The 21,440-nt window shown below is 69.9% G+C and carries 15 protein-coding genes and 3 pseudogenes; 14 read left to right on the top strand and 4 right to left on the bottom strand.

What is annotated here, in order from left to right; all coding sequences use genetic code 11:
• Complete coding sequence (locus tag ASD30_RS25415) at window positions 1–816, top strand: alpha/beta hydrolase (protein WP_056689102.1); 816 nt, start codon at window positions 1–3, stop codon at window positions 814–816.
• A 19-nt stretch (window positions 817–835) separates the two neighbouring features.
• Window positions 836–1,126: pseudogene (locus tag ASD30_RS28035) on the top strand (hypothetical protein); the annotation flags it as partial.
• On the opposite strand, the gene ASD30_RS25410 reads toward ASD30_RS28035, so the two are convergent.
• The 3 genes from ASD30_RS25410 to ASD30_RS25400 all read right to left on the bottom strand — a co-directional run bounded on the left by ASD30_RS25410 (window position 1,012) and on the right by ASD30_RS25400 (window position 5,145).
• Window positions 1,012–3,036, bottom strand: coding sequence for a family 78 glycoside hydrolase catalytic domain (locus tag ASD30_RS25410; RefSeq protein WP_162251058.1), 2,025 nt, complete (start codon window positions 3,034–3,036; stop codon window positions 1,012–1,014). The pseudogene ASD30_RS28035 and the gene ASD30_RS25410 sit on opposite strands and share 115 nt — an antisense overlap.
• 89 nt (window positions 3,037–3,125) lie before the next feature.
• Window positions 3,126–4,316, bottom strand: coding sequence for a 4-hydroxybenzoate 3-monooxygenase (locus ASD30_RS25405; RefSeq protein ID WP_056689097.1), 1,191 nt, complete (start codon window positions 4,314–4,316; stop codon window positions 3,126–3,128).
• Between the two features lie 61 nt (window positions 4,317–4,377).
• A complete protein-coding gene (locus ASD30_RS25400; protein WP_056689094.1) occupies window positions 4,378–5,145 on the bottom strand; it encodes an IclR family transcriptional regulator in 768 nt (255 codons plus the stop codon).
• A gap of 70 nt (window positions 5,146–5,215) precedes the next feature.
• On the opposite strand from ASD30_RS25400, the gene pcaH reads away from it, so the two are divergent.
• The 10 genes and pseudogenes from pcaH to ASD30_RS27715 form a co-directional block, all read left to right on the top strand.
• A complete protein-coding gene (pcaH, locus tag ASD30_RS25395; protein ID WP_056689090.1) occupies window positions 5,216–6,025 on the top strand; it encodes a protocatechuate 3,4-dioxygenase subunit beta in 810 nt (269 codons plus the stop codon).
• Window positions 6,022–6,579, top strand: coding sequence for a protocatechuate 3,4-dioxygenase subunit alpha (pcaG, locus tag ASD30_RS25390; protein ID WP_056689086.1), 558 nt, complete (start codon window positions 6,022–6,024; stop codon window positions 6,577–6,579). The genes pcaH and pcaG overlap by 4 nt, the downstream gene beginning before the upstream one ends.
• Complete coding sequence (locus ASD30_RS25385) at window positions 6,579–7,823, top strand: lyase family protein (protein WP_056689083.1); 1,245 nt, start codon at window positions 6,579–6,581, stop codon at window positions 7,821–7,823. Before pcaG ends, ASD30_RS25385 begins: the two co-directional genes overlap by 1 nt.
• Entirely contained in the window at window positions 7,820–9,010 is a 1,191-nt protein-coding gene (gene pcaDC, locus ASD30_RS25380) for a bifunctional 3-oxoadipate enol-lactonase/4-carboxymuconolactone decarboxylase PcaDC (RefSeq protein ID WP_056689078.1), read from the top strand. The genes ASD30_RS25385 and pcaDC overlap by 4 nt, the downstream gene beginning before the upstream one ends.
• Window positions 9,010–10,212, top strand: a complete 1,203-nt coding sequence (locus ASD30_RS25375; protein WP_056689075.1) for a thiolase family protein — start codon at window positions 9,010–9,012, stop codon at window positions 10,210–10,212. The genes pcaDC and ASD30_RS25375 overlap by 1 nt, the downstream gene beginning before the upstream one ends.
• Window positions 10,209–10,868 (top strand): 3-oxoacid CoA-transferase subunit A, encoded by a 660-nt coding sequence (locus ASD30_RS25370; RefSeq protein ID WP_056689073.1) that lies wholly within the window; start codon window positions 10,209–10,211, stop codon window positions 10,866–10,868. The genes ASD30_RS25375 and ASD30_RS25370 overlap by 4 nt, the downstream gene beginning before the upstream one ends.
• Window positions 10,865–11,530 (top strand): 3-oxoacid CoA-transferase subunit B, encoded by a 666-nt coding sequence (locus tag ASD30_RS25365; protein WP_056689070.1) that lies wholly within the window; start codon window positions 10,865–10,867, stop codon window positions 11,528–11,530. Before ASD30_RS25370 ends, ASD30_RS25365 begins: the two co-directional genes overlap by 4 nt.
• Window positions 11,531–11,898: 368 nt before the next feature.
• Window positions 11,899–12,225 (top strand): annotated as a pseudogene (locus ASD30_RS28030) (IS110 family transposase); the annotation flags it as partial.
• 200 nt (window positions 12,226–12,425) lie between these two features.
• Entirely contained in the window at window positions 12,426–12,878 is a 453-nt protein-coding gene (locus tag ASD30_RS28025) for a transposase (protein WP_442938284.1), read from the top strand.
• Window positions 12,879–13,251: 373 nt separating this feature from the next.
• Window positions 13,252–13,516: pseudogene (locus ASD30_RS27715) on the top strand (leucine zipper domain-containing protein); the annotation flags it as partial.
• 123 nt (window positions 13,517–13,639) lie between these two features.
• Here the strand turns inward: ASD30_RS27715 and ASD30_RS25355 are convergent.
• A complete protein-coding gene (locus ASD30_RS25355; RefSeq protein ID WP_056689067.1) occupies window positions 13,640–17,104 on the bottom strand; it encodes a TM0106 family RecB-like putative nuclease in 3,465 nt (1,154 codons plus the stop codon).
• A gap of 596 nt (window positions 17,105–17,700) precedes the next feature.
• On the opposite strand from ASD30_RS25355, the gene ASD30_RS25350 reads away from it, so the two are divergent.
• On the top strand, window positions 17,701–18,801 hold the full coding sequence (locus ASD30_RS25350; protein WP_056689064.1) for a hypothetical protein: 1,101 nt from the start codon (window positions 17,701–17,703) through the stop codon (window positions 18,799–18,801).
• 784 nt (window positions 18,802–19,585) lie between these two features.
• Window positions 19,586–21,436: a hypothetical protein gene (locus ASD30_RS25345; protein WP_156393780.1), complete on the top strand. Its 1,851-nt coding sequence runs from the start codon at window positions 19,586–19,588 to the stop codon at window positions 21,434–21,436.
• Window positions 21,437–21,440 lie beyond the last annotated feature (4 nt).

Genomic DNA, 21,440 nt, shown 5'->3' with positions numbered 1-21,440 from the left:
ATGCCAGTGGTCATGCGGATCCATGGCAGCGGCCGGGTGCTCTTCGACATCGACACATACGACGCCTCCTGCCGGGGGCTGGCCAACAAGACACGCGCCATCGTGGTGTCCACCGACTACCGGCGCGCGCCCGAGGCGACGTTCCCGGCCTCTCGCGACGACGTACTCGCCGCCTACCGCTGGGTCATCGACAACGCTGCATCGTTCGGCGGCGATCCGGCTCGCGTCGGCACCGGCGGGGACTCGGTGGGGGCAACGGCTGCAACCTGCCTCCAGCTCGCCGAAGCCGGCGAACAGCTCCCGGCCGCCCAGGTGTGCGTCTACCCGCTGACCACCCCCGAGCAGTACGGCGAGTCAATGGAGGACGCCGCCGACGGCCGCCCCCTCAACCGGGCGCCCGTCTCGTGGATGGCGATGCACGCCTTCGAGGGACGCCCCGACGCGGCGACAGACTCACGAATCAACCTCCTCGGCGTCGACGCCGCCCGGCTCGCCGCGCTACCGCCCACCCTCGTCATCACCGACGAACGCGATCCCCTGCGCAGCCAAGGCCAAGAGCGCCCGCCTCCTTCAAGAAGCCGGTGTGACCACCACGGCGAGTCACTACGACGGCGTCATGCACAAATTCTTCGGTGCCGCCGCCGTGCTGCCGAAAGCCGAACAGGCACAACAGGAGGCTGCAGCCCTTCACCACAGCGTTCGGCGACCGGCTCGTCTTCGTTTGAGCCAGCTCAGTCAATCGAGAAGGAGAACAGATGGAGGCCGTCGTCTACCAAGGTCCTTACGATGTGTCGGTCCAGGAGGGGTGAGCTCTAGGTAGTCACGCAACACCTCGATGTCGAAGATGCGTCATGGGTGCTCGTCCGAAGTGTCCGCGGGAGTTCGATCGTCGGTTCTGGGCCGGGATCCGCGAGGGCTTGGCATCGGAGGATGCCGCTCGTGCTGCCGGCATGTCCGCGACGTGGGGCAGGCGTACCTTCAGCAAGGCTGGCGGGGTGAATCCCACTCGTGTCATCGGTCCGGTCGGCCGGTATCTGTCATGGCCGGAGCGGGAGGAGAGCGCTGCCTTGGAGCATGCCGGTCACGGGTGGGTGAGATCGCCCGGCGGCTGGACCGTGACCCGGCCACGATCAGCCGCGAGCTCAGCCGTGGTGGGACTCGACGTGGATATCGGGCTTCGGTGAGCCAGGCGCGAGTCGATAGTGGCCGCACGGCTCCTCGTGCCGCGAAGCCATCCCAGCGTTCCCAGACGGTCGTGGCACCCCGCTCGATCATCGTCATCCACGACGGCTCGGAGTCCTGGAGGAGCAGCTCGTAGGCGAGGTCGAGGTGGGTCGGCGAGGGCTGGAGGAGGTCGGGCGTGGAGAGGAAGCCGGTCTGCAGGTGGGTCCCGGCCTCGCGGACCAGCGCGGCGAGGTCGTAGGCCGCGCGCTGGCCCCAGGACCGTTGCGATGCGGGCGGCGTGGCCGGCCGTCCAGGAGTAGAACGCCGTGGCCCTCCGCCTTGTCGGCGGCGATGAAGGATGGGAAGTCGCCCGGCTCCCCAGGCTCGAGCCACTCGCCCCAGCGGAAGCCGGCGTCCCAGAGGTGCTGCTCGTGCGGCTGCGGCTCCGGGTGATTGGCGGCCCGATCCGGGGTGCCGGACCTGCGACGCCATCCGCTCGACCCGGTCCAGCCAGCGGACCATCGCGGGCCAGACCTTGGCGAGCGTCGCGGTGTCCGCGTACTCCTCGTAGAGCTCCCACGGCACCCGCACGACGGCGTCGCCCCAGCCGGCGAAGCCATTCATCTTCTCGAGGAAGCACGACTTCTCCGCGACCGGGATCGGCGCCATGTTGCCGAGGTTGCCGTCGGGCCACTGAGTGACGATCAGGTCGCGCAGCCACTTGAGAGAGAAGCCGCGCACGTCGTAGAGGTAGGACGCGGTCGGCACGTAGAGCTGCCAGTCGCCGGTCCATCCCGCGCGCTCGCGGGTCGGGCAGTCGGTCGAGATGTCGCAGGCGTTGCCGCGGAACCTCCACACGGCCGCGTCGTGCAGGCGGTTGACGATCTCGACGTCACACCCAAAGGACCCGCGCGGTGCGAGGTCGGTGTGCACCACGACGTCGGTCACGTCGTCGGCGGTCAGCGGGCCGGGGTGGCCCTCGACACGGACGCACTGGAAGCCGTGCGTGGTGAGACGCGGCTCGAAGGCGTCGCCGTCGACGCCCGCGGAGACCACGGTGTCGACCTGGCCGGCGCTGAGGGGCTCGGGCAGGAACGGCATCGCCGGCTGGAGGTGCGTCATCGTCACGTCGCCGTCAGGACCGAGCGCCTCCCCGTGGGTCAAGGTGACCTCGGTGCCCTCGGGACCGAGGTCGGCGAGCCGGACCCGGCCGTTGATGTTCTGGCCGAGGTCGACGACGTGCACGCCGGAGCGCAGCTCGACGACGCTGACCGGGCGCAGCTCCTCGACGGCCCGCACCGGCGGGGCCGGCGACGTCACGAGGGAGTCGTATCCGCGGTCGCTGACCTCGACGCGATGCCAGTCGTGGACGCCGACGAGCCGCCGGTCCTCGCGCTGGCCCTCGATCAGGTCCGCGGCATGGATGTGGGTGGTCGACCATCGCCAGGTGTCGTCGGTGCCGAAGACGGAGCGGGAGCCGTCGACGTGCTCGACCTCGACCTGGGCGAGGAAGGCGGTGCGGGTGCCCCATTGGTCCGTCGCACGGGTGATGCCCACCTGCCCGCGATACCACCCGTCCGCGAGCACGGCGTCGAGCAGGTGGGCGCCCTGGCCGAGCAGGTCGGTGACGTCGTAGGACTGCACCTGCACGCGGTAGGCGTACTCCGTGAAGCCCGGCGTCAGCGCGTCGGTCGTCACGCGCGCGCCGTCGAGCTCGAGCTCGTAGATGTCGTGCGTGGTCGCGTGCAGCGTCGCGCGCCGGACCGGACGGTCGAGGGTGACCTCACCGCGCAGGCGGTACGCCGGCCGGAACCCGGGCCGCTCCCCCGTCGCCGTCGGGGAGATCCACTGCGCCTGCCACTCGACCGTCACCCTGCCAGCGAACCGCACCCCGCGTCCCCGCGGAACCGCGGAACCGCGGATGCGTGATGCCAGCCATCGGGCCGAAGGTGAGCGCGGCGTCAGCGCGCCGGCCAGCCGGTGTAGGCCTCGGCGAGGTAGGTCGACCCGGCGACCGAGCCGGTCAACGCGGCCAGCTCTCCCTCCTGGCGGCGCACGTCGAAGGGCGTCGCATGCGGCAGCGTGTGCAGCATCGTGGTCATCCGGTAGGAGAAGTGCTGGGCCTTCCAGACCCGGGCGAGGGCCCGCTTGCTGTACGTCGCCAGCGGCGCGAGATCGTCCTGGGTGACGGCCCGCTCCAACTCCTCGGCCAGCACCCGCACGTCGGCGAGCGCGAGGTTGAGGCCCTTGGCGCCGGTCGGCGGGACGGTGTGGGCGGCGTCGCCGGCCAGCACGAGCCGGCCGTGGTGCATCGGCTCCTGGACGAAGCTGCGGAAGGGCAGCACCGTGCGGGAGGTGATCGCCCCCTCCTTGAGCGTGTAACCGTTGGCGCCGACGGAGGTCTGGAGCCGCTCCCAGATCCGGTCGTCCGACCACGTGCGTGCGTCCTCGGTCGGGTCGCACTGGAAGTACATGCGCTGCAGGGTCTCGGTGCGCTGGCTGATGAGCGCGAACCCGTGGGGCGAGTGGCTGTAGATCAGTTCGGGCGCGCTGGGCGGCGCCTCGGCGAGGATCCCGAACCAGGCGAAGGGATACTCGCGGAAGTACTGCTGCCGCTCGGCCTTCGGCACCGTGCGGCGACACAGGCTGCGCGAGCCGTCGGCACCGACGACGAAGTCGGCGCGCACTTGGTGCCCCTGCCCGTTGCTGTCGATGAACCGCACGACGGGCGAGTCGGTGAGGTCGTCGACGGAGACGTCGGTGACGCCGAACCGCACGTCGCCGCCGTCGCGCTCGCGGGCGTCGGCGAGGTCGATGAACACGTCGGTCTGCGGGTAGAGCTGCGTCGCGGCGCCGACCAGGCCTTGGAAGTCGATGCGGTGGGAGCCGCCTCCGAAGGCGAGCTCGATGCCGTCGTGGCGGTAGCCGTCGCGCAGCACCCGTTCGGAGACTCCCGTGTCGACGAGCAGGTCCACGGAGTCCTGCTCGAGGATGCCGGCGCGATGGGTCTCCTCGATCTCCTGACGGCTGCGTAGGTCGATCGCGACGGACTCGATGCCCGCCCGAGCGAGCAGGTGCGTCAACATCAGCGCGGCGGGGCCGGCACCGACGACGGCGACCTGGGTCTTCGTGGAGACGGGCGTGGAGGGCATGCCGGATTGTCTGCGGCCGACCGGGTCGACTGCCACGGCGACGTTCCACCCAGCGGAAGTGTCACTCAGATGGATCGACCGACGGCAGGCTGCGACCGATCCCACGAGCCGCGACCTGCATCGCGCTCACTAGCCGGTCGCGCTCGCGCGCCTGCAGCGAGGGGACGACCACCCCGAGTGCGGCGACCACCTCGGCTCCAGCACGGATCGGGACCGCAACCGAGCATGCACCGAGCGTCATCTCCTCGACCGTCGTGGCGTGGTCGTCCTCGAGGACCGAGGCGAGCTGGCGGCGCATCCGCGCGGGCTGGCTGATCGTGTAGGGCGTGATCCTCGTCAGCGACGCCAGCACGGCCTCCTGCACGTCCGTCGGGGCGTGCGCCAGCAGCACCTTGCCGACCCCCGTCGCGTGCAGCGGCAACCGGGAGCCGATCGTGCTGACCACCGGCACCGAGGCATGGCCCGACAGCCGGTCGACGTACAGCGCCTGGAGGCCGTCACGCACCGCGAGGTGCACCGTGGCGAACGTGGCTCCGTAGAGGTCGTGGAGGTAGGGGGATGCCAGCTCGCGGAGCCCGGTGTGCACCGGAGCGAGCAGTCCGATGTCCCAGAGCCGGCGCCCGACGACGTACTCCCCCGACGGCGTTCGCGCCAGGGCACCCCACGTCACCAGCTCCCCGACGAGCCGGTGGGCGGTCGCGACCGGCAGCCCGGCGCGCGACGCCAGCTCGGTCAGCGTGAGCCGACGGTGGCGGGCGTCGAACGCCGCGAGCAGTGCCAGTGCGCGGCTCGTCACCGAGAGCCCGGAGCGTGCCGCGTTGCCTGCCACAACGACGATGCTTCCGCTCAGCGGAAGGGATGGCAAGCGTCGGAGCCGGAGAACTGGCTACGGTCACCCCGTGACCCACTCCGCTCCGCCCCCCGGGCCCGACTCCGCGTCGACCAGCCAAGCGGACGTCGACGCCGAGATGGCAGCGATCACCGCGGCGTACGACGCCTCGGCCACCGTGGCGTCCGACCCGGAGACCCAGCCGCGGCTCAACTACCCCCCCTACCGCAGCAGCCTGCTGCGCCACCCCACCAAGGACCTGCACCACGCCGACCCCGAGGGCATCGAGCTGCGCGCACCGGTCTTCGGGCATCGAGACGTCGGACGGCTCGAGTCCGACCTCACCATCCAGGACGGCGGCGAGCCGATCGGCGAGCGGATGGTCGTGACCGGGCGCGTGCTCGACGGCGACGGCCGACCTGTCCGCCACCAGCTTGTCGAGGTCTGGCAGGCCAACTCGGCCGGCCGCTACATCCACAAGCGCGACCAGCACCCCGCGCCGATCGACCCGCACTTCACCGGCGTCGGTCGCACGCTCACCGACGACGAGGGCCGCTACACCTTCACCACGATCAAGCCCGGCCCCTACCCGTGGAAGAACCACCTCAACGCCTGGCGGCCGGCGCACATCCACTTCTCCCTCTTCGGCACCGACTTCACCCAGCGACTCGTCACCCAGATGTACTTCCCCGGGGACCCGCTCTTCGCGCTCGACCCGATCTACCAGTCGATCGTCGACCCGGCCGCCCGCGCGCGCCTCGTGGCGACGTACGACCACTCGGTGACGCAGCACGAGTGGGCCACCGGCTACAGCTGGGACATCGTGCTGACCGGCAGCCACCGGACCCCCTTCGAGGACGTGGAGGAGGAGATCGCATGAGCGACCTCGCACCCACCCCCGGCCAGACAGTCGGCCCATTCTTCGGCTACGCCCTCCCCTTCACCGGCGGCGAGGACCTCGTACCCATCAGCCACCCGCGCGCGATCCGGCTCCACGGGACCGTGTACGACGGCGCGGGCGAGCCGGTGCCCGACGCGATCATCGAGCTCTGGCAGGCCGACGAGGACGGCCGGGTGCCGCAGGTCGAGGGGTCCCGCGCCCGCGATGGCTGGACGTTCACCGGCTTCGGCCGCACCCCCGTCGACGACACCGGCCACTACTCCTTCACCACACTCGTCCCGGGAGCGGGCAGCGTGGGCGCCGCGCCGTTCTTCGCGGTCACCGTCTTTGCCCGCGGCCTGCTCCACCGGCTGCTGACCCGCGCCTACCTCCCCCTCGACGACGAGGCAGCGGCCGCCGACGCGCTGCTGGGCTCGCTGCCCGAGGAGCGCCGCGACACCCTCGTCGTCCGCCCGGACGAGCACGGATTCGTCTTCGACATCCGCCTCCAGGGTGAGGGCGAGACTGTGTTCCTCGAGCACGGGACGTCGTGATGGCCGACCTACTGTGGCCCGGCGACCACCGCGCGGGTGACCACCTGTCCGACGCGGCCGTGGTCCGCGCCGCGCTGCGGGTCGAGGGCGCCTGGCTGGCGGCGCTCGTCGGCGCTGGCGTTGCGCCTGCGGAGGCCGCCGTCGACCTGGTGCGAGCCGTCGGAACCGTCGACCTCGACGCGCTGGCCGTCGCCTCCGAGGCCGGTGGCAACCCCGTCATCCCGCTCCTCGCCGTCGTACGCGAGCGCTTGTCCGCCCGGCATCCCGAGGCCGCCCGCTGGGTGCACCGCGGGCTCACCAGCCAGGACGTCCTCGACACCGCGCTCGTGTTCGCGCTGCGAGACACCGTCGATGCCGTGCTCGTCCAGGTCGATGAGCAGGTGCGCGCGCTGAGCGAGCTCGCCGAGCGGCACCGCGCCGACCCGATGGTTGGTCGCACGCTCACACAGCACGCCGTGCCGATCACCTTCGGCCTCAAGGCCGCTCAGTGGCTGCACGGCGTCCTCGACGCCCGCGACGACCTCCGTGACGCACGCGACCGCCTGCCCGCGCAGGTCGGCGGCGCTGCCGGCACCCTGGCCGCGCCCGCCGAGCTCCTGCGCCTGTCCGGGAGCACCGTGGACGCGACCGCGCTCGCGCACGACCTGGCCCAGCGGCTCGGCCTCCCCCACTCCCCCCCGTGGCACACCAACCGCGCTCCCCTCACCCGCACGGCCGACACGCTGGTGCGTGCGACCGGCGCGTGGGGCCGGATCGCCGCCGACGTGCTGCTGCTCGCCCGCCCGGAAATCGCGGAGCTCGCCGAGCCCACGGTCGAGGGCCGCGGCGGATCATCGACGATGCCGCAGAAGGCCAACCCTGTCCTGTCGGTGCTCGTGCGGCGCACGGCCCTCGCCACGCCGGCGCTCGCTTTGCAGCTCCACGTCGCCTCGGCGTCGTACGTCGACGAGCGGCCCGACGGCGCGTGGCACGTCGAGTGGTCGGCGCTGGCACAACTGGGACGCCACAGCCTCACCGCCGCCTCGCAGACCGCCGAGCTGGTGTCCGGGCTGCACGTCGACAACGGGCGGATGGCCCGCCTGGTGCAGGCCGCTGGATCCGGACTGCTGGCCGAGCAGCGCAGCCTCGCCGGGTTGTACGACGAGGCCGCGACCCCCGACTTCGACCCCGCTCACTACCTCGGCAGCGCCGACGCGATCATCGACGAGCTCGTCGCCCGTGCCCGGCAAGGAGGCCGCTCATGACCACACCCTCCATCGTGGGCGTCCAGCTCGGTGGCTCCCCCGACCTTCCCCTCCTGGTCTGCGGGCCCTCCCTCGGCACGTCCGCGACCACTCTCTGGTCGCGCGTCGCCGAGCTGCTCGAAGACGACTTCCACGTCGTCGGATGGGACCTCCCCGGCCACGGCGTCAACAAGGCCGTCCCCGCGGACTCGTTTGACATGGCCGGCCTGGCCGCCGGGGTGCTCACCTTCGTCGACGGCGTGCTCGGCGAGCGCGGCGAGCCCGGCGGCTCCTTCGCCTATGCCGGTGACTCCGTCGGCGGCGCCGTCGGCCTGCAGCTGCTCCTCGACCAACCCCATCGCGTCCGAACGGCCGCCCTGGCCTGCACCGGCGCCCGCCTCGGCGATGAGTCGATGTGGCGCGAGCGCGCCGACCACGTCCGCAGGTCCGGCACGCCGGTGATGGTCGAGAGCTCGGCCCAGCGGTGGTTCCGACCGGGTTTCATCGACGAGCAGCCTGAGGTGGCTGCGACGCTCCTGCACGCCCTCCAGGACGCCGACCGGTTCGGCTACGCCGCTGTGTGCGACGCCCTGGCCACCTTCGACGTGCGCCACCGCCTGGGCGAGATCACCGCTCCCGTCGTCGCAGTCGCCGGTGCGTACGACGTCGCCGCACCGGTCGCCGCGATGGCCGAGGTCGCGCACGGCGTCACCGACGGCCGACTGGTCGTCCTTGACCGCGTCGGGCACCAGGCACCCGCCGAGTCCCCGGAGCAGACCGCGGCCGCCATCCGCTCCGTGGCAGGCTCCGACGGCACACCGCTCACGATCGCGGAGCGCCGCGCAGCCGGGATGACGGTGCGCAGGGAGGTGCTCGGTGACGCGCACGTCGACCGTGCCACCGCGGCGGCCACCGACCTGACGCGCGAGTTCCAGGAGTTCATCACCGACTACGCCTGGGGCGGGATCTGGACGCGGCCGGGCATCGACCGTCGCAGTCGGTCGATGATCACCCTCACCGCACTGATCGCGCGCGGGCACGACGAGGAGCTGGAGATGCACCTGCGTGCGGCCCGCACCAACGGCTTGAGCATCGATGAGATCAAGGAGCTCATCCTGCAGACCGCGATCTACTGCGGCGTTCCCGACGCCAACACCGCGTTCCGCATCGCCCAGCGCACGTTCGAGGACGAGAAGGACGACGACTGATGAGCAGCAACCCGCAGGCGCACGTCTACACCGCGGTGCGTACGCCGTTCGGCCGGTTGGGTGGTGCGCTGGCGAAGAGCCGCCCCGACGACCTCGCCGCCGGCGTGCTGCGTGAGGCACTGGCGCGCACCGAGCTCGATCCGGGGGAGGTCGACGAGGTCGTGCTCGGCAACGCCAACGGCGCGGGCGAGGACAACCGCAATGTCGCGCGGATGGCGACGCTGCTGGCCGGCCTGCCGGTGTCCGTGCCCGGCACGACCATCAATCGGCTCTGCGGCTCTTCGCTCGACGCCGCCATGATCGCCTCCCGCGCCATCGAGACGTGCGACGCCGACGTTGTGCTCACAGGCGGCGTGGAGTCGATGACCCGCGCCCCGTGGGTGTTGCCCAAGCCCGAGCGGACCTTCCCCGCCGGCAACACCGAGCTGGTCTCAACGACGCTCGGATGGCGTTTGGTCAACCCGCGAATGGCGTCCGAGTGGACGGTCTCGCTGGGCGAGGCCAACGAGCAGCTGCACGAGATCTACGGCGTCCCCCGCGCGCGGCAGGACGCCTTCGCCGCCCGTTCCCACCAGCTCGCGCACGCGGCGTGGGAGTCCGGCTTCTACGACGACCTGGTGGTGCCCGTCGACGGAGTGGACCTCGCGCGCGACGAGGGCATCCGGCCCGACGCCACGACCGAGTCGCTCGGCGCCCTCAAGGCGTCGTTCCGTCCCGACGGCACAATCACGGCGGGCAACGCATCGCCATTGAGCGACGGCGCGTCAGCTGTGCTCCTCGGCTCGGCCGCAGCGGCCGACCGGATCGGCCGCGATCCGCTCGCCCGGATCGCGGGGCGGGGCACGCACGCCGTCGAGCCCCAACGCTTCGGCTACGCGCCCGTCGAGGCCGCCAACAAGGCGCTCGCCCGCGCCGGCATCGGCTGGTCCGACGTCGGCGTCGTCGAGCTCAACGAGGCATTCGCCGTCCAGTCGCTCGTCTGCATCGACGCCTGGCTCGCCCAGGGCCTGGCCTCGCCCGACATCGTCAACACCCGCGGCGGGGCGATCGCCCTCGGCCACCCCCTCGGCGCCTCCGGTGGCCGCGTCATCGGCACCCTCGCCGCCGCCATGCGCGCCGACGGCCACCGCTGGGGCGTCGCGGCCATCTGCATCGGCGTCGGCCAGGGCCTCGCCGTCGTGCTGGAGAACGAGGCCGCGTGACCGCCCAGCATCTCACCGACCCCGCCGAGGCGGTCGCCGACATCCCCGACGGCGCGACCGTGCTGATCGGCGGCTTCGGCCTCGCCGGGCAGCCCACCGAACTCATCGACGCCCTGCGCGAGCACGGTGCTGCCGACCTGACAGTCGTCAACAACAACGCCGGAAACGGCGACCACGGCCTCGCCGCCCTGCTCGCCACAGGCAACGTCCGCAAGATCATCTGCTCCTTCCCCCGGCAGAGCGACTCCTGGGTCTTCGACGACCTCTACCGCACCGGTCGGATCGAGCTCGAGGTCGTGCCGCAGGGCAACCTCGCCGAGCGGATGCGGGCTGCCGGCGCCGGGATCGGCGCGTTCTTCTCCCCCACCGGCGTCGGCACGCCGCTCGCCGAGGGCAAGGAGCAGCGCACGATCGACGGCCGCGACTACGTCCTCGAGCACCCGATCAAGGGCGACTTCGCCCTCATCAAGGCCCACCGCGCCGACCGGATGGGCAACCTCGTCTACCGCAAGACCGCCCGCAACTTCGGTCCCGTGATGGCGACAGCCGCGACGACGACCGTCGTGCAGGTCTCCGAGGTCGTCGAGACCGGCGAGCTCGACCCGGAGAACGTCGTAACCCCGAGCATCTTTGTCGACCGGGTGGTGCTGACGTGACAGCCACTCCGACGACTATCGAGCACCTCGACCGCGGCCCCCTCGACAAGCACGAGCTGGCCGCGCTCGTCGCCGCCGACATCCCCGACGGCGCGTTCGTCAACCTCGGCATCGGCCAGCCCACCACGGTCGCCGACCACCTCGCGCCCGAACAGGGCGTCGTGCTGCACACCGAGAACGGCATGCTCGGCATGGGCCGTGCGGCAGTCGGCGACGAGGTCGACCCCGACCTCATCAACGCCGGCAAGGTCCCCGTCATCGAGACGCCCGGGGCGTCGTACTTCCACCACGCCGACTCCTTCGCGATGATGCGCGGCGGCCACCTCGACGTATGCGTGCTCGGCGCCTTCCAGGTCTCGAAGGGCGGCGACCTCGCCAACTGGCACACAGGCGCACCCGACGCGATCCCCGCCGTCGGCGGCGCGATGGACCTCGCCATCGGCGCCAAGGACGTCTTTGTGATGATGTCGCTCTTCACTCGCGACGGCGCGTCGAAGCTGGTGGAGTCCTGCACTTACCCGCTGACCGGCCGCGCCTGCGTCAGCCGCGTCTACACCGACCACGCCGTCATTGAGGTCGGCACCGCGGGAGCGCAGGTCCTGTCGACGTACGGCATCTCGCTGGCGCAGCTGCGCGAGCGCACCGGCCTGGCGCTCGCGTGAGACGGCCTCGGGGGCGGGAAACAAGGTGGGCACAATGAGGGCGCGTGAAGCCGGCCTTACTCGGCGCCGGAACTGGTCCTTAAAGAGATCCCGGTTCCCTGTCCACCAGTCAGTCGTGCGAGTGGGTCTAGACGGTATGGATTGACCGGCTCGTCCTGAGGCGGTTGCTGGCCGGGGCATCACTCACAGAGATTCGTGGGTTACCGAGCAGGGGCTGCCTGCTCGGCCTATCCGACAGTTGTGATGGAGGCCCCGGGTGTTTACAGAGCGTACGAGTGTTGGGCTCGACGTGCACGCACGATCTGTCGCGGCAGCGGCGATCGATGGCGTCACGGGCGAGCTTGTCCAGGCGAAGCTGACGCCGTCGCATGAGCACATCCGCTCGTGGCTGGCTGGGCCTTCCCGGTCCGGTGGCGGTGACCTATGAGGCGGGTCCGACCGGGTTCGGGTTGTCGAGGTCGTTGAACGCGGCCGGGATCCGGTGCGAGGTCGTGGCGCCGTCGAAGCTGCAGCGCCCCAGCGGTGATCGGGTCAAGACGGACGCGAAGGACGCGGTCCACCTGGCCCGGCTGCTGAGGCTTGATGAGATCACGGCGGTGACGGTGCCCAGCGTGGACCAGGAGGCTGCACGCGACCTGGTCCGCGCCCGCGAGGACGCCCGGGGTGACCTGATGCGGGCCCGGCACCGGTTGTCGAAGCTGCTGCTGCGTCAGGGGTACGTCTACTCCGGCGGGCAGGCATGGACCGGCGCCCACGACGTGTGGCTACGACGCACCGGTGCGCAGCTCGACGCAGCGGCAACGCGGTTGACGTTCGAGTCCGACTACGACGCTGTGCTCGCAGTCAAAGCGCGCCGTGACCGGCTCGACGACGCGATCACCCTGATGGCCGCGGACTGCGAGTTCACCCCGACGCTGCGGCGGTTGGGCTGCCCGCGTGGGATCGGGACCCTGACCGGGCTCGCGCTCGCGGTCGAGGTCGGCGACTGGGACCGCTTCACCGGCAACACCATCGGGTCCTTCATCGGTCTGGTGCCCAGGCGAGTACTCCTGCGGGCCAGTCCCGGGTCCAGGGGTCGATCACCAAGACCGGCAACACCCACCTTCGTCGCCTGCTGGTCGAGGCCGCGTGGCACCACCGTCCCGCCTACCGCGTGGGGAAGACCATGCGGGACCGGTGGGAACTCGCCGGACCCGCTGCCCGGGCACGCGGCGATGAGGGCAACCGTCGGCTGCATCACCGCTGGAACACCATGCGCGCCCGGCACAAGAGGCACACGGTCGCCAACGTTGGGATCGCCCGCGAGCTGGCCGGCTGGTGCTGGTCCCTGGCCGTGCTCGAGGAGTAGCCCACCACGATCTGCTTCGTCGACCAAGGCCCAGGCAGCAGCGCGAGGAGCGACCCGCGACACAGCTATGAGCAGCACCGAGAGCCACGCCAGCGATCGATGTGACGCTCGACCCTAGACAAGCGACCCGCTCCAGCCGAACAGCCCGTCCTGCGGTACCCAACCCGCGAATATCAGCCTGACCGTGCGTCGCCAACCACACGCTGACCACCGGCACACCCCGACGAAGCACGAGGCGCCTGCCCCACCACCAGTGGGACGGGCGCCTCAACCTGCCCTTGACAGCAGGTGCCTACATATCAGCTGTACTCGGCAGGGACGTTGGTGACGGTGTGGGCCTTGTGAAAGGTGAGGACCTCCGGGCTTAGTGGAGATGTCTGACGTCTTCACCAACCAGAAGGTCCTCGTGCCCCACGCTAACGCTCGTTTGAATCTTCATGGCCGTCGTCTGCTCGTCTCGCGTGTGATCGACGATGCTCGACCGGTGGCTCATGTCGCCAAGGCGCTCGGTGTCTCTCGCCAGTGCGCGCACCGCTGGGTCGCCCGCTTTCGTCTCGAAGGTGATGCCGGCCTGATCGCCCGGTCATCACGCCCACGCCGGTGCCCGCGACGCACGCCCCTGGATGTGGAGAAGCGGGTGCTCAGGACACCGCGGAGCGTCAAGATGCGGGGGCCGCTCATCGAGCCGCCTGGCCATGACGTGACGGTAGCCGCAGCGTTGCAGGGCGGGAGCCGGACGGCCATTGATTCGTGCGTGGTTGTCAGTCCTCGCAGAGCCCGACGAATGCCCCTAGCTGGAGCAGCCCGGTGGTGGATGTCGGCAGGAACTGGGTCAAGCGACCGCTGCGAATGAGGACAGCCAGCCACTGCCCGCGCGAGATCGCGACGTTGACACGATTGCGGTCGAGCAGGAAGTCAATGCCATGAGGTACGTCGGCGACGGACGATGCGGTCATCGACACGATGACGACGGCTGCTTCTCGGCCTTGGAACTTGTCGACCGTGCCGACCAGCACGTCGGCGAAGCCACGCTCGTCCAGCGCCCGGCGGATGGCGTGCACCTGGGCGTTGTAGGGCGCGACGACGAGGAAGTCCTTGGCGATCAGCGGCCGCGTGCCCTCGAAGAGGTCGGGCGCGGTCCACGGCGTACCGACCAGGCTCTCGACCTTGCGGACCACCTCGTCGGCTTCCGCAAGGGACTCGACCGAGCAGTCCTGGTGGTCGAGGCGTACGACGTGCAGGCCGGGCTCCACGCCTGCCAGATCGCGTTCGGCCGTGCGCGGGTGCGCTCGGAGCCGGCCCTCGTAGGAGAGCGTCGAGCCCTTCTCGGCCAGGTCGGGGTGCATGCGCCAGGTGAGGTCGAGGAAGTAGCCGAAGTCCTCGGGCAGCGTTGCGTGCTCACCGATGAGCCATCCCAGTGCCGAGTCGTTGACGGGCTCGGGGTGGATGCCCTGGCTGACCTGCGGCAACTGCTGGGGGTCACCGAGCAGGAGCAGCCTTTGCGCTGCCACCGAGACCGCGAGCGTGTGTGCGAGCGAGAACTGACCGGCCTCGTCAATGACTAGGAGGTCCAGCGAGTCCCGGTCGATCCGCTTGGTGTTGACGAAGTCCCACGTGGTGCCACCGACCACGCAGCCGGTGCTGTTGTCCTCGAGGAACTTCGCGTAGCCACTGTCCTTGATCCCGGTCCAGGCGCGGGACGCGCCGACGTCGCCGACCTTCTTGGCTACCACAGAACCCGGCAGCCCGGCCTGCACGATCGCGTCGAGCATGTGCTCCACCACCGCGTGGCCTTGGGCGACCACCCCGACCTTCCAGCCATGGTCGCGCACCAGCCGCGTCACGACGTGAGACCCGACGTACGTCTTGCCGGCGCCCGGCGGCCCCTGGATGGCGACGTACGACCGGTCCACGGCGCGCACAGCGTCGAAGATGTCGTCGACCGAGTCCCCACCGTGCGGCAGTCCTCCCCCAGTGAGGCGGGGTGGAGTGCGGCGCAGGACGTCGAGTCCGGGCTGCGGGTGTAGTCCGCGCGCGAGCACCGCCTCGGCCAGTTCCTGGACGGCCGCGTCGATGCCACCAGTGCCGGGCGGCGGCCCGGGAACGACGGCGTCGGGGCGCTGGTCGTAGGGCGCACAGTCCTTCGTCAACGTCTCGTCGACCACCAGGACGTCGCGGCCCTCGTGGTCGTGCCCACGGGAGACGACCACGACTCCGCTACGCGAGCAGCCCAGCGATGCGTTGGCGGGTACGTTGTGCGCTCCATCTATCGGGTTCGCGTAGACGGTGCTCACCTGGTCGCCGTCGCGCACCACGCTGCCCGCACCCCAGTGGCCGACCAGGCGCACGTGGCGATGGGGACTCGACCGCGGGGTCGGCTTCGCCCAGTCCTTGATCACGTCGGCGGACTCCACCACGAAGACATCGCGCTCATCGCGCCAGTCGGTCAGCGCCGAGGACAGCCGGTCGAAGTGGGCCCACCAGAACGGCTTGTGCTCGCGCCGGTTGTAGCCAATCGCCGCGGCCAGCATCGCCTGCGCCTGCTGGTCCGGGGTGCGGCCGGTCTCGGGTAGGCCTTCACGCAGTCGCACCTCGAGCGGGGTCAGCTCGAGATCGCACGGCTTCGCCTCTGCGGGGTCGACGGTGCGGGGCGTCACGCCGTGTTCGGCGGCCCGCTCGAGCAGCCAGTCACGCAGCCGGCGGGTGCTCTCGCAGTCGTAGCGGTTGTAGTCGCGGATCTCGGCCAGCAGCTTGGCGGCGCCCTCGGCGTCGCCGCTGTCGCGGGCCTGGCAGTAGGCGTGGTACTCGACTATCGAGGCCGCCGCGTCGGTCACGTCGCCCTCACGCAGGTCGTCGCCCATGTAGAGGGGTTCGAGCTTCTTGATGCTGTAGGACGGCGCGGAGACCCGGATCGCGCCGCGGACGACGGCGTACAGGTCGACCAGGACGCCTGCGGAGAGCAGCTCGTCGACGGCGGCCTCGCAGGTCGCGTGTTTGGCCGCGAGCCGCAGCAGCCCGGACTTCTCGTACGCCGCGTAGTGGTAGATGTGCAGGTCGGGATGCTTCTCGCGGCGGACCCGGACGAACTCGATGAAGTCCTCGAGCGCCTGCTTCTCCTGCGCCCGGTCGAGGGCCCAGAACGGCGTGAACGGAGACTCGGCGCCGTGCTCGGGCACCTCGGTGACACCGAAGAGGTACTCCAAGCCCCACCAGTCGGGGTTCCCGTCGTTCCACATCGGGTCGCCCTCGAAGTCGAAGAACAGGTCGCCGGTCGACGGCTTCGGGATCACGGCGAGGTGGTCGGGGCAGAAGACGTCGGCGCTCACGGGTGCTCCCTCGGTGCCACCGGCGACCTGGAGCGCTGCCTGCGCATGGAGCGTGGTGAACGTCGAGGCGGACATGCCGTCGATGCCCGACGTGGCCGCGGCCAACTGGTCGATGGTGGTGATGCCGGCATCCATCAGCTTGCGGCGTTGGGTCATCCGCATCCCGGCGACGAGCAGAAGGTCGTTGGCGGCGGCGACCTCCTCGCTGCAGACGTCGCAGCGACCGCAGGCGAGCACGCCCGGCATCCCCCATTCGGCCGGTGACTCCGCTGCCTGGTGTCCGTGCAGCAGGTCCAGCAGCCGTTGGCGGCGCTCCCGGAACACCGGCGCCAGGTCGCTCAGCGGGAACCTGACCTGGCGGCCGTTGCCGAGCAGGAGCTCGACGTCGTCGGTCAGTGGGATGCCGACTGCCGCGAGCTGATCGGCGTACGCCGCGAGCTGGAGCAGAGCCTTCGGCCGCTCGTGGCGGGAGAGCTTGGCGTCGCAGACACGGTAGGCGTCGCCGTCGCGGATGAGGAAGTCGGCGAACCCGTGGAAGCTGCCGTCGAAGAACGCCGCCTGGCAGACCAGGTCGGCGCCGGCCTTGAGCGCCTCGATGGTCTGGTCGCGACGCTCGGCCAGGAGCGCGGCCGTGTAGGGCTTGGGGTAGTCGATGAGGCAGACGCCGCGGCCCGTCGCCGCGTCGTACGGCGCCAGACCCTTGCTGAGGCGGACGAGTTCGCGGGCTTCGTGCTCGAGGCCGATCTCGGCGATGCGGTCCATAAGGGGGTCGGCGGCGGTCTTGGCCGCGGGGATCCGTCCGAGCTTCACGTCGAGCTGACGGAGCAGGGTGAACTCGCACTCCGCTGCCCTGGTGAGGTCGCTGGCCGACCACAGGATGTCGTTGTTCGACACGATCATCGGATTCCCCTTCGCTGGACTCAGACTCTAGTTACGCCGACTGACATCCACAGAGGTTCGCTCCGACAAGAGCCCGGCTCGTGTGTGTGCTCGAGATCCACGGACGCAGCGGTACGGATCTGCCCCACCCGCGCGGCACAGACCGGCTTCTGGCACCCGGGCGACGTAGGCGACAGCGGTCGCGCTGGCCGCGATCCGGGCGGTCCGCTCCCCCGCTGAGATTCCCGCCTCATGAATCCCCGCCCTGCCAGTAGTGAGCATGCCAAAGTTCGCGGAGGGGGTTCTTCTTCAAGCACTGCAGGCCGACTCTGCTCGATCGGAAGCAGGTGGTCTGCATCGCGTCGTTCTTCGGGATGCGCTAAGGGGCCGGTCGGACCCGACCCGAGCCGGGGTCGCGACGCGGACCAGGCGCCCGTGGCCTCCTCGATCGTGGCCTTGCGCGCCAGCATCATGCGGACGACCTCGGGCGGCACCGTGAAGCCGGAGGTGCGCTGGTAGCCGCCGACGTCCGGGTCGTAGACCGGGGTGAGCAGCTCGTTGACGTCGCCGGACGGGTCACCGCGGTCGATGAGGCCTGTTGCGGATAGCGTCACCGCATGCCGAGGACTGAACAGACGGTCGCAGCGATCGAGGCCGCCGCGTGGAACGCGCGGATCAATCTTGTCAGACAAATCCCGGAGGAGTACGGCACTGCCTCGCACCGCGAGGTGTACGCCGCTGTCGCGTCACGCCTGTACGTGCCTCAACTGACGCCGGACTTCGCGTATGTTCTACCGCGGCCGGAATACGACTTGGAGCCGGTGAGAGCCGCGCTCCTGGAGGCGCTCCGACTTACCGAGGGTTTCACCCTGGTGAGTGTTGCCGACATCGAGCGGGCCACCCTGGCCGCACCGACCACCGTCGGCGTCTGGAGGCTGCTGCTCGGGTATATCTGGCGCGAGTTCTCTGCGGCGACAAAGGTGGTCGGCACGGAGCTCAGTCTCCCGGCGCTGAGCGACGACCGGTTGAAGAGGTTTGAGCAGGGCCGGGAGGGCAGTCCAGTGACGGCGGGTGAGGCGCGTGTCATCGCGGAGGTTCTGTGTCGTGCCATCGAAGGGACGCTCTGGCCTCAGGCGGACGACGGACGCCGTACGAAGCAGCAACGCCCCGACCTGGCCCAAGGTTGGGACACCGTGCGGAGCTACTCGACCGGCGGGGTGCCGTTCGAGGTGTTCCTTCACCAGCGCCACTACGGGGGCGCATTCCGCCAACTACTCGACGCGATCGGCACCCAACGCGGCGACGTCCTCGAGCAGGAGCTAGAAGATCGCCTGCACCACCGCGCAGTGCCCTTCATCCGGACCGGGGCTCACAACCAGGCAGAGATCCAACAGAGGTTCAACTTGACGGTGAAGCCGGCGCCGGACTTCGTGTTCTTCGACCAGTCCGACACTCTGCGGGCCATTCTGGAGGTCAAGTTGGTCAACGACGGCGGCACCGCCCGGGACAAGGCCGCGAGGTTCGCCTCCCTGCGCGGGGAGGCAGGACGTCTTGGTGGCGTGCCCCTGTTCGCTCTGCTGGACGGTCTCGGATGGACCCGGGTCAACGATGCCCTGGGTCCCGTCGTACGGGATTGTGATGGGCGCGTGTTCACCAGGGGGACGCTGGACGAGATGTTCGAGGTCGATCCGTTTCCACAACTCGCCGGGACGGCGTAGCGGCACCTGGCTGCTAGCGATCGTCACGACGGCGCTGACTCCTCAGAAACTGCAGGAGTTCTCCCGAGACGCGATGATCGCCGCGGCCGACCCGCGGTGTTTCGGGTCAATCTCAGCTCGACGTGATGTCGGCGAGGGCGCCTAGCATCTGAGGCCGCGGCAGCGACCAGGGTTGGCCACCATGCCCGACACGCGGGTTCAACCCCTCGATGTCTGGAGCCATGTGCCTGCTATCTTGATAGACGTTCTAGAACCGCCATCAAGAATGCGGCCTGAGCTAGGGGTGGTCTGTGTGAGTGCGACGCAGAGTGCGCGGTTGCTTCCAACAGGGACGTGCTGGTGCGGTTGCGGTGAGCAGGTGGCTTTGGGTGCGTTCTTCGCCCGCGGCCATGACAAGGTGGCCGAGGCCGCGCTCCTGGCTACCCGCTACGAAGGTTCGGTCGCCCAACTTCTTCACGGTCACGGCTACGACGCTGACCACTCCGTCACCGAGGACGCTGTGCGTTCCGGTAGTTGGGAGCGGTGCACGAAGTCGGGTTGCAACTATGCGGGCACCCCAGCCAGCGTCCGGAACCACCGCGCTAAGGCGGGGCACTAGATGGGTCGCTCCACGACCAGCACCCGCGGTGGCCGGGCACCACGGGCAACCCCAGCAGACCAAGACGACAGCGTCCAAGGTCCCTCGCGACCGGCTTTGCACAGTCCACTGCGACACCTGGATGCTGAAGTGGTCAGTGCGCGCGTCAGGCGCGAGGTTCGCAACCGCGAGATCCACCTACCGCCCGTGAGCACCTACCGGTGGTGGGCCCGCCGTACCGAGGCAGTCAACGGCTCGATCATCGATGCAGTGAGTGCCGACAAGCCAGGACGCATGGTGGTGAGCGATCCGTTCGCTGGTGGAGGTGTCATCCCACTGGCCGCAGTAATGCGCGGCCACAGCGTGTACGCGCAGGATCTGAACCCCTGGGCCGCTGCTGGTCTCGCCTCGATGCTGGCACTTCCGGACCCTGAGGCACTCCGGGATGGAATCGCAGCGTTGACCCAGCGCGTTCTCGCGAGTGCCCAGGCGGCATATGGAACCGTGCTAAGCGATGGGACCCCTGGGCTCGTCACGCACACGTTCCGTGTCGCGGTCGCCCCCTGTACTCACTGCGGCACTCGGCAGCGGATCTACCCGCACGCCTTGGTGACGCTGACCAGTCGCGTCGAACGCAATCTGCCCGAGGCCTTTCTGGCGTGCCCAAACGGTCACCTCTTCAAGGCTCGCCGCGACCAGATCTCTGCCTGTCCCACATGCGACAGGAAAACCGATCCGGCCCAGGTCTACACGCCCCGGCGAGTGGTGACCTGCCAGTGCGGGGAGCAGGATCGGCTAGAGGCCCGCGCCTCCGCCACCGGGCTGGAGTGGGAGGTCGTGCTGGTCGAGCGCGCCGGCGGAGGACGACGGGAGCTGGCGATCCCCACCACTGGTGAGCGGACTGCCGCGGCCGCCGAGCACGCGCAGCCCCGCATGAGCCTGGGGACGATCCCCGCTGGCCAGGAAACAGCAGTGCTCCGCCGTCACGGCTTCAGCCGATGGGAGGATCTCTATCCCCGCCGGCAAAGGGCCATGGTGGAGCGCCTCCTGGAGCTTGCGGCAGGTTGCTCAACGGACGAGGGCGTGGTTGCCGCACTCCGGCTCGCTGTTGTCGGTTCGACTGAGATGGCTGGCCACCTGTCCCGGTGGGACCGGTACTACCTCAAGAGCTACGAGTCCATGGCTGGTCATCGCTTCAACTTCACGACGCTGCCGGTCGAGCCGAACGTCTGGGGCACCACGACCAGCGGGCGTGGGACCACGCTGCGGAGACTGGTCCAACTAGTCAAGGCAGCGGAGTGGCTGCGACAGCACACCGGCGGACGGCTGCAGGTCCAGGGACCGTTGCAGGCCGGCGCGGCAACGGTCCCTGCCCTGCTCGGTGAAGACGTCGACGGTCACTCTCTCGACCGGCCCGACGTTCTGGTCGTCGCCGGCAGCTCCCAGCGACAGCTCCTCCCCAGCGGGTCAGTCGACCTGGTTCTCACCGATCCGCCCTACCACGATGATGTGCAGTACGGAGAGCTCTCCCAGCCGCTGCAGGCGTGGGCCGGCCTTGCTGCTCCTGAGTCGGGTGGCGACGCCGTCGTGAACCGCGCGACCGGTCAGCTCGTGGCTGATGGCAGCTACACCGCGCTGCTCGCGTCGATCTTTCGCGAGTCGGCCCGTTTGCTTCGCGAGGACGGTCACCTGATCTTCAGTTACGCCAACCGCGACCCGCGGGCGTGGGCGCAGCTCCTCGAAGCCCTGCAAAGCGCAGGACTGCGCGCCGCTGGCTGCACGATCGTGCACAGCGAGAACGAGACCGACCACGCCAAACGCAACGTCCGCGCCTGCACACTCGACCTCCTCCTGGACCTTGTGCCCGTGTCGAGTCGCGAGATTGTGAAGCATCGTCCCGAGCTGGGGACGGGGGCAGAGCAGGAGTTCTTGTCCATCGTCGCCGACTACATGTTGTCGGTAGGTGAGCTGCCGAGCGGTTGGCAGACGGAGTTCTTGGAAGCCCTCTCTGAGGCCGAGTTCCTGAAGCCGCAGAGACGGCGCGCGCGGGGGGTCTGAGGGG

The organism is Nocardioides sp. Root140 (genome assembly GCF_001426745.1).
Taxonomy (GTDB): Bacteria; Actinomycetota; Actinomycetes; order Propionibacteriales; family Nocardioidaceae; genus Nocardioides.
Note: the sequence above shows the minus strand (reverse complement) of the source record. Positions and strands in the feature narration are given on the sequence as shown.